The 7,651-nt window shown below is 61.2% G+C and carries 8 protein-coding genes and 1 riboswitch; all 8 genes read left to right on the top strand.

Features of this window, described 5'->3' with window-relative positions:
* Positions 1 to 139: 139 nt before the first annotated feature.
* Positions 140 to 367, top strand: coding sequence for a hypothetical protein (locus EOA27_RS13800; protein ID WP_245454713.1), 228 nt, complete (start codon positions 140 to 142; stop codon positions 365 to 367).
* A gap of 121 nt (positions 368 to 488) precedes the next feature.
* A riboswitch (TPP riboswitch) is annotated at positions 489 to 605 on the top strand.
* A 103-nt stretch (positions 606 to 708) separates the two neighbouring features.
* Positions 709 to 2,544 (top strand): phosphomethylpyrimidine synthase ThiC, encoded by a 1,836-nt coding sequence (gene thiC, locus EOA27_RS13795; protein WP_126063809.1) that lies wholly within the window; start codon positions 709 to 711, stop codon positions 2,542 to 2,544.
* Positions 2,541 to 3,542: a glycine oxidase ThiO gene (gene thiO / locus EOA27_RS13790; RefSeq protein WP_126057621.1), complete on the top strand. Its 1,002-nt coding sequence runs from the start codon at positions 2,541 to 2,543 to the stop codon at positions 3,540 to 3,542. Before thiC ends, thiO begins: the two co-directional genes overlap by 4 nt.
* Positions 3,511 to 3,708: a sulfur carrier protein ThiS gene (thiS, locus tag EOA27_RS13785; RefSeq protein WP_126057620.1), complete on the top strand. Its 198-nt coding sequence runs from the start codon at positions 3,511 to 3,513 to the stop codon at positions 3,706 to 3,708. The genes thiO and thiS overlap by 32 nt, the downstream gene beginning before the upstream one ends.
* A gap of 1 nt (position 3,709) precedes the next feature.
* A complete protein-coding gene (locus tag EOA27_RS13780; RefSeq protein ID WP_126057619.1) occupies positions 3,710 to 4,483 on the top strand; it encodes a thiazole synthase in 774 nt (257 codons plus the stop codon).
* Positions 4,480 to 5,085, top strand: coding sequence for a thiamine phosphate synthase (locus EOA27_RS13775; RefSeq protein ID WP_126057618.1), 606 nt, complete (start codon positions 4,480 to 4,482; stop codon positions 5,083 to 5,085). The genes EOA27_RS13780 and EOA27_RS13775 overlap by 4 nt, the downstream gene beginning before the upstream one ends.
* Positions 5,076 to 5,891, top strand: coding sequence for a hydroxymethylpyrimidine/phosphomethylpyrimidine kinase (locus EOA27_RS13770; protein ID WP_126057617.1), 816 nt, complete (start codon positions 5,076 to 5,078; stop codon positions 5,889 to 5,891). Before EOA27_RS13775 ends, EOA27_RS13770 begins: the two co-directional genes overlap by 10 nt.
* A gap of 627 nt (positions 5,892 to 6,518) precedes the next feature.
* Positions 6,519 to 6,743 (top strand): DUF982 domain-containing protein, encoded by a 225-nt coding sequence (locus EOA27_RS13760; RefSeq protein WP_245454712.1) that lies wholly within the window; start codon positions 6,519 to 6,521, stop codon positions 6,741 to 6,743.
* The last annotated feature ends 908 nt before the right edge of the window (positions 6,744 to 7,651 follow it).

The following is a 7,651-nucleotide window of genomic DNA, read 5'->3' as shown; positions in this document are numbered from 1 at the left end:
GGAACAGCGGCACATCCTCAGCGCCAGGACACGGCCGCCGCCGTCGGGTTTTACGAAGCCGGTGATTGCATAAGTTGCCCGCAAGATATCATTGGTATCGGGAACGCCGCCGATGCCGCATCCTGAATAGAGCGGCCGCTTGCACCTGCCAGCCCGACGACCAGATCATATCTGCAACTCCATCTACCTGGACGTGGTGCAAATCACCTCGCTGAAGCCGCAAATCGTCGCCTTCGACCAGGATAACCACATCCGTGACCGCCTGAGCTACTCGGTCGATCTCGACGCACATGGCCGATACAGTTTTTCCATCCTTCACGAAGCGAATGAGACTTTGGCCATTCCAGCCCTGGTCTACGGGGCGTGACTTGTCCCCGATGCATGCGCGAGCTCTCCGCTCGGCCGGCCGCCGGACGTCGCCACCGGCCGAAGGCGCCCGAAGGCGCCCGAAGGCGCTTGACAAAGCAGCACCGGCCCATTCAACTTGAGGCATTCACCAGGGGAGTCCCGGTAAGGGGCTGAGATACTGCTGGCTTTCGCGGCGCAGTGACCCGTTGAACCTGATCCAGTTCATACTGGCGTAGGGACGGTGCAAGCGCTTTGCGGGAGTTTACGCCCGAGGTCCTGCTGCAGCAGGTCTACAGAAGCGTCTTTTCATCCTTCCGGCACAGAACTGGGTCTCCAATGCATGAGCAAAGGAGCCTCACGATGAATGCCCTCACCCCCGCCGTGTCGACGGGACCACTGCCCGCCTCGCGGAAAATCCACAAGCCCGGCGTCCTCTACCCGCAGATCAGGGTGCCGATGCGCGAGATTTCCGTCCATCCGACGGCCGGCGAACCGCCCGTCACCGTCTACGATCCGTCCGGCCCCTACACCGATCCATCAGTCCAAACCAGCATCGAAAAAGGCCTTGCCCGGCTTCGCCACGAATGGGTCACGGCGCGTTGCGATGTCGAAGCCTATGACGGCCGCCACGTCCGGCCGGAAGACAATGGATTCGCCACCGGCGAGCGCCTGACACCGGAATTTCCGATACGCAATCGGCCGCTCAAGGCCAAGCAGGGCAAGGCGGTGACCCAACTTGCCTATGCGCGCGCCGGCATCATCACGCCAGAAATGGAGTTCGTAGCCATCCGCGAGAATCTCGGCCGCGAGGTGATGCGCGGCAAGCTGCAACGCGACGGCGAAGCCTTCGGCGCGGCGATCCCAGATTTCGTCACACCCGAATTCGTGCGCGACGAGGTGGCGCGCGGACGCGCAATCATTCCCGCCAACATCAATCATCCCGAGAGCGAACCGATGATCATCGGGCGAAATTTCCTGGTGAAGATCAACGCCAACATCGGTAACTCGGCTGTCACATCGTCGATGGCCGAAGAGGTCGAAAAGATGGTGTGGGCGATCCGCTGGGGCGCCGATACGGTGATGGACCTGTCGACCGGCCGCAACATCCACAACATCCGCGACTGGATCGTGCGCAATGCACCGGTGCCGATCGGCACGGTGCCGCTCTATCAGGCGCTCGAAAAGGTCGGCGGCATCGCCGAGGACCTCAACTGGGAGGTCTATCGCGACACGCTGATCGAGCAGGCCGAGCAAGGCGTCGACTATTTCACCATCCACGCCGGCGTGCGGCTGCACTACATACCGCTGACCGTCGACCGGGTCACGGGCATCGTCTCGCGCGGCGGCTCGATCATGGCCAAATGGTGCCTGCACCATCACCGGGAGAGCTTCCTCTACGAGCATTTCGAGGAGATCTGCGACATCGCCAGAGCCTATGACGTTTCCTTCTCGCTCGGCGACGGCCTTCGTCCCGGTTCAATCGCCGATGCGAACGACGCGGCGCAATTCGCCGAACTGGAAACACTTGGAGAACTCACCAAGATTGCCTGGGCAAAGGACTGCCAGGTGATGATCGAAGGCCCGGGCCATGTCCCCATGCACAAGATCAGGCAGAACATGGACAAGCAGCTCGCAGTGTGCGGTGAGGCGCCGTTCTACACGTTGGGGCCGCTGACGACCGACATCGCGCCGGGCTATGACCACATCACCTCAGGGATAGGTGCCGCCATGATAGGCTGGTTCGGCACCGCAATGCTTTGCTACGTCACGCCGAAAGAGCATCTCGGCCTTCCCGACCGCAACGACGTCAAGATTGGGGTGATCACTTACAAGATAGCCGCCCATGCAGCCGATCTGGCGAAGGGCCATCCGGCAGCGAAAACCAGGGATGATGCCCTTTCGCGCGCGCGCTTCGAGTTCCGCTGGGAGGACCAGTTCAACCTGTCGCTCGACCCCGAAACCGCACGGTCCTTCCACGACCAGACCTTGCCCAAGGAGGCGCACAAGCTGGCACATTTCTGTTCGATGTGCGGGCCGAAATTCTGCTCCATGCGCATTTCCCACGACATCCGTGCCGAGGCTCAGAAGGAAGGCATGGCGGCAATGGCGGCAAAATACCGGGAGGGCGGCGATCTCTACATGCCGGCGGACGAGACTGGCGTACCGGTCGTGCCGGAGGCTCCCAAACCATCATGAGGGTGCTCGTCAAAGGGGCCGGCGTTGCCGGCCTCACCGTCGCTTTCGAACTCGCCGCCCGCGGCGCGACGGTCACAGTCGCCGAGATGCGGCATGGCCTTGGCGGCAACGCGTCGTGGTTCGCCGGCGGCATGCTGGCGCCATGGTGCGAGCGCGAAAGCGCGGAGCAGCCGGTGCTGGATCTCGGACGCGACGCTGCCGACTGGTGGGATGCGGTGCTGTCGGGTCAGGTGACACGGGCCGGGACATTGGTCGTGGCCGCGCCGCGTGATGCCGGTGAGCTTGACCGGTTCGCCAGTCGCACGTCAGGGCATAGGCGCGTCGATGAAAACGAAATTGCGCTCCTGGAACCCGACCTCGCCGGCCGCTTCCGGCGTGGATTGCTCTTCCCCAACGAGGCTCACCTCGACCCACGCCAGGCGATGGCGGCACTTCATGACAACCTTGCGACCATGGGTGTCAAATTCCACTTCGGCTGCGACGCCCGGCCTGTTTCGGGTTTCGCCCGTCAGATAGACTGCATGGGAATGGCAGCGGCCGATGACAGGCTGCGCGGTGTTCGCGGCGAAATGCTGATCCTTCGCACGCCTGATGTCTCGCTGTCGCGGCCGGTCCGTTTGCTTCATCCACGCTTTCCGCTTTATGCCGTGCCGCGCACCGATCACCGTTTCATGATCGGAGCGACGATGATTGAAAGCCAGAGCGCCGGACCGGTGACGGCGCGTTCCATGATGGAGCTGCTGGGCGCCGCCCATGCCCTCCATCCGGCCTTTGGTGAGGCCGAGATCGTTGAAACCGGTGTGGGTGTCCGTCCGGCATTTCCCGACAATTTGCCACGCGTCGAAACAGACGGTGAGATCATCGCGATCAACGGTCTTTATCGTCACGGTTTTCTCCTCGCCCCCGCCATGGCGCGCCAGGCTGCCGGCCTGGTTTTCAGTCAAGACAGAACCAAGGAGCATGCTCATGAAACTGATGGTCAACGGCGAGGCGCGTGAGATTGCCGCCACCACGCTGGCCGAGTTGCTTGCCGCGCTCGACTATGAGGGCGATTGGCTCGCCACCGCCGTCAACGGCGACCTCGTGCACAAAGCCAACCGCACGGAGTTCCAGTTGAGCGACGGCGACCGGATCGAAATCCTCTCGCCCATGCAGGGCGGCTAGCATGTTGGAGCTTTATGGAACCGAGCTTTCGTCGCGCCTGCTTCTCGGCACCGCTCAATATCCTTCGCCGGCCATCCTTGCCGATGCAGTCAAGGCGTCGGGCACGTCGGTGGTGACCGTCTCGTTGCGGCGTGAGATGGCGGGCGGTAGAGCCGGCGAACAATTCTGGTCGTTGATCCGCTCGCTGGGCGCCAGAATCCTGCCCAATACCGCCGGCTGCCTCTCCGTCAAGGAAGCCGTCACCACCGCGAAAATGGCGCGCGAGGTCTTCGGCACCAACTGGATCAAGCTCGAAGTGATCGGCAATCACGACACGCTACAGCCGGATGTGTTCGGTCTGGTTGAAGCCGCCCGCATCCTGTGCGAGGACGGCTTTGCGGTATTCCCCTATACCACCGACGATCTCGTTGTCGCCGAGCGGCTGCTGGAAACGGGCTGCAAGGTCCTGATGCCGTGGTGCGCACCGATCGGTTCCGCCTTGGGACCGGTCAACATGACGGCGCTGCGCTCGATGCGCGGATATTTCCCTGGCGTCCCGCTGATTGTGGATGCGGGGCTCGGACGGCCGTCGCACGCGGCCACCGTCATGGAACTCGGCTTTGACGCCGTGCTCCTGAACACAGCGGTCGCCAAGGCGGCATATCCGGTCGGCATGGCGCGTGCTTTCGGTAAGGCGGTCGACGCCGGTCGTGAGGCGTTCAGTTCGGGAATGCTCGAACCGCGCGACGTCGCCGTGCCATCGACACCGATGGTCGGCAGGGCCGTTTTTTCATGAAGCTCGATCCCTTTTATCTGATCGTCGACAGCGCTGCCTGGATCGAACGGCTGGTCCCACTCGGAGTCCGGCTTCTGCAACTGCGCATCAAGACCGTGGATGAGGCTGGGTTGCGCGCGGAGATCCGCACCGCGAAGGCCTTGTGTGCTCGATACCAGTGCCAACTCATCGTCAACGACCACTGGCGCCTGGCAATCGAGGAAGGCTGCGACTTCATACATCTCGGCCAGGAGGATTTGCAGACCGCTGACCTCTTGGCGATACGGGCAGCCGGCGTAAGGCTCGGACTGAGCACACATGATCATCAGGAGCTGGAAACGGCGATGGCCGCCGAGCCTGACTACATAGCGCTTGGACCCATCTATCCGACCATCCTGAAGAAGATGAAATGGGCGCCGCAAGGGGTCGAACGGATCAGCGAATGGAAGCGCCAGGTCGCGCCGTTTCAATTGGTCGCCATTGGTGGCCTCAACCCTGAGCGGCTCGACGGTGTCTTTGCGGCTGGCGCGGACAGCGCGGCGGTGGTGACCGACATCACGCTCAACGACGACCCCGAGGCGCGCACGCGAGAATGGATCGAAAAGACGGACCAATGGCGCTGAGGCGAGAACCACATGTGCTTGTCGTCGGTGGATCGGACTCCAGTGGCGGTGCTGGAATTGCACGCGATATCGAGACGATCTCTGCCATTGGCGTGCGCACCTGTCTCGCCGTCACAGCGCTAACGGTGCAAACGCATGACGCCGTGATCGAAATCTATTATTCGCCACCTAGCCTGGTGGCCAATCAGATGTGCGCCGCGCTGCAGGCCAACGACGTGGCCACAATCAAGATCGGCATGCTGGCGACTGCCAAGATCATTGTTGCCGTTGCCGCAGTGCTGCGCAAATTTCCGCATGTCCCCGCAGTACTCGACCCTGTGCTGGCCTCCACCTCAGGCCGCGCACTTCTGCAAGCAGGCGCTATCGCTGCCATGAAGCGCGATCTTATGCCGCTTTGCTGCATTGTCACGCCCAACCTCCCTGAACTGGCGCTCCTTAGTGGCTCCGAACTGGCAGTGGATGAGGACGGAGCGCTCCAACAAGGAAAAAGACTGCTGGCCGCCGGCCCTCAAGCCCTGCTGATCAAGGGTGGGCATGCGTCGGGAACCCGGTCGACCGATATTCTGTTACGCTCCGGGCACGAACCCATCCGCTTCGATGCACCGCGCCTTGCCACATCGATGCGCGGGACAGGTTGCATGCTGGCCAGCGCGATTGCGGCGCATCTGGCGAAGCCGAAGCCGCTCGAAGACAGCGTGCGCGAAGGCAAGCTGTTTGTCTTGGAGAGGCTTCAGAAATGCCGGCTGAATAACCACAGCGTTCTGCGTCCAGCCAAGCAGACCCATTTTCCAGAATTTTTCCCGTAGCGAGACTAGAGAAGGGGCTACTGCTTCTCTATGCCATCCTCACAACGCGTTGAGTTTCTCACTGCCAATTATGCGACTTTCGAGGTGCAAATAGCGAATATCGAGTTCTTAGTGACAGAAACGACCGGAATTGGTTGCGTGGATCACCAGGTCGCTACCGATTGGGTCAGCGACTCAATAGAACGTCACATCTCTGTCCACACTCGAGCTTATTTGCCGCAAACGCGTCGAGCCCCGCGTCAATCGGTCTTATAATAGTATCCGGGGCAGCTCCAAAGCTGTGGCATCGGCTACCCGCCGGCCGTGGCGCTTGCTGTTCGAGCGTCGGACGCCGCCTGCCATTGAACATCTGATGGGCTATTGGGTGGCGGCGACACACTCATCCAGGTGCAACTGGCTTTTTCAACTCGGGAACCAGCAGAAGCCTTCGCTGCGTCGCAACATTTGGATTATGTCGTACAGCCCGATCTTCCAGAGAAAACAAGACCTAACGTTCGAAACCTGTCACGCAACCAACCACCGAATGAAAGATCCAGCGTGCGATCGCAGGGAGGTAAGAATAACCGGTCTGGCTTTCCTATCGCCGGTCCAGGTTAAGACCAACGACGTCGTCACGACATCAACACAGTGCGCGAAGCGCTCGTATTCCTGAATCAGTGGCCAAAAGCGCGTCGGGGACCGGTATTCAGTTGCGCGGTGAGAAGCAGCAACGCAGCGATCGCCGGACAGATGACACCCGAGCAGGCGCGGCAAGCATTGTGGGATTTGCCAGGATTGCCGGCGTGCTGGCCAAATCTGATTTCGTCGTTGGTGGCGACTGATTTAAAGCTGCAGGAAGATCACCGCCGGTAACGCGTTGGCCCGCTGCTCGCCAAGACGGAAAGAACGCCGCCTTGTGAGTTCCAATAATGGGCGATGCGGGAATTGCACATGTCTGTGCCCATCTGTCCGGCCGAAATGCAAATGGCGTCACTGGCGAAGGTCAGCGAACGCGGCACGCAGGGCTGGATTCTTTTGACTTGCGGCAAGCCGACATAGGTGCTGGCTTGATGTCTCGGTCACTGCGACGTGTCATGCCGATTCATTCGTCAGCTACCATGACGATGCGGCGCGTCGCCTGCGATCAGTTGATCGAACCGCGGTGCAATTCGGGACGCTTCGTCGATCCCGACAGTTGCGCAAAGGGAAGCCAAATCAGCGACTAGAGGCAACGTGGCTACGGATTCGAAGGGACCCCGCTGTTGCCGAAGAGGTGACTGGTGGAATGTCAAAGATCACCTCGTGAAAGGCCATTTGGGGCCACCTAATGATAAAGCCGGATGCCGCTATCGGGTCCTGGCACGGGAATGACGGTCCGGCCCTACGGTGGATCGAGTTCGGTTCATGTCGCTTCGCAAGGAGGATGTGTTCCGGCGTCTGCCCGAACCCCTCTTTCTCGCATTCTGCGAGGTTGCGCGATCGGGCCGCTCGGTCTCTGTGCTGATCGCCCCTCCTGTTGCCATCGATCGATTCCGCTTCCGGTGCGCACGCACGTGTCGCGCGTGGCAATCATGCAAGGTCGTGAATCATAGGAGGATGTACATGCTTTTGTCGGATTTCGGCCGCATCGGGTTCGATCCGTTTGTGGAAATGCGGCGCATGCAACAGGAAGTAAACCAGCGTTTGGCCGGGCTGACCGCCAGCGCCGCTCAGGAGTTTCCGCCGATCAATCTTTGGACTGGCGAGGACAGCGTGGCGGTGGCCGCGGAACTGCCGGGGAT

The sequence above is a fragment of the Mesorhizobium sp. M2A.F.Ca.ET.037.01.1.1 genome (genome assembly GCF_003998075.1).
GTDB lineage: Bacteria > Pseudomonadota > Alphaproteobacteria > Rhizobiales > Rhizobiaceae > Mesorhizobium.
This window is presented reverse-complemented; position numbering and strand designations above follow the sequence as displayed.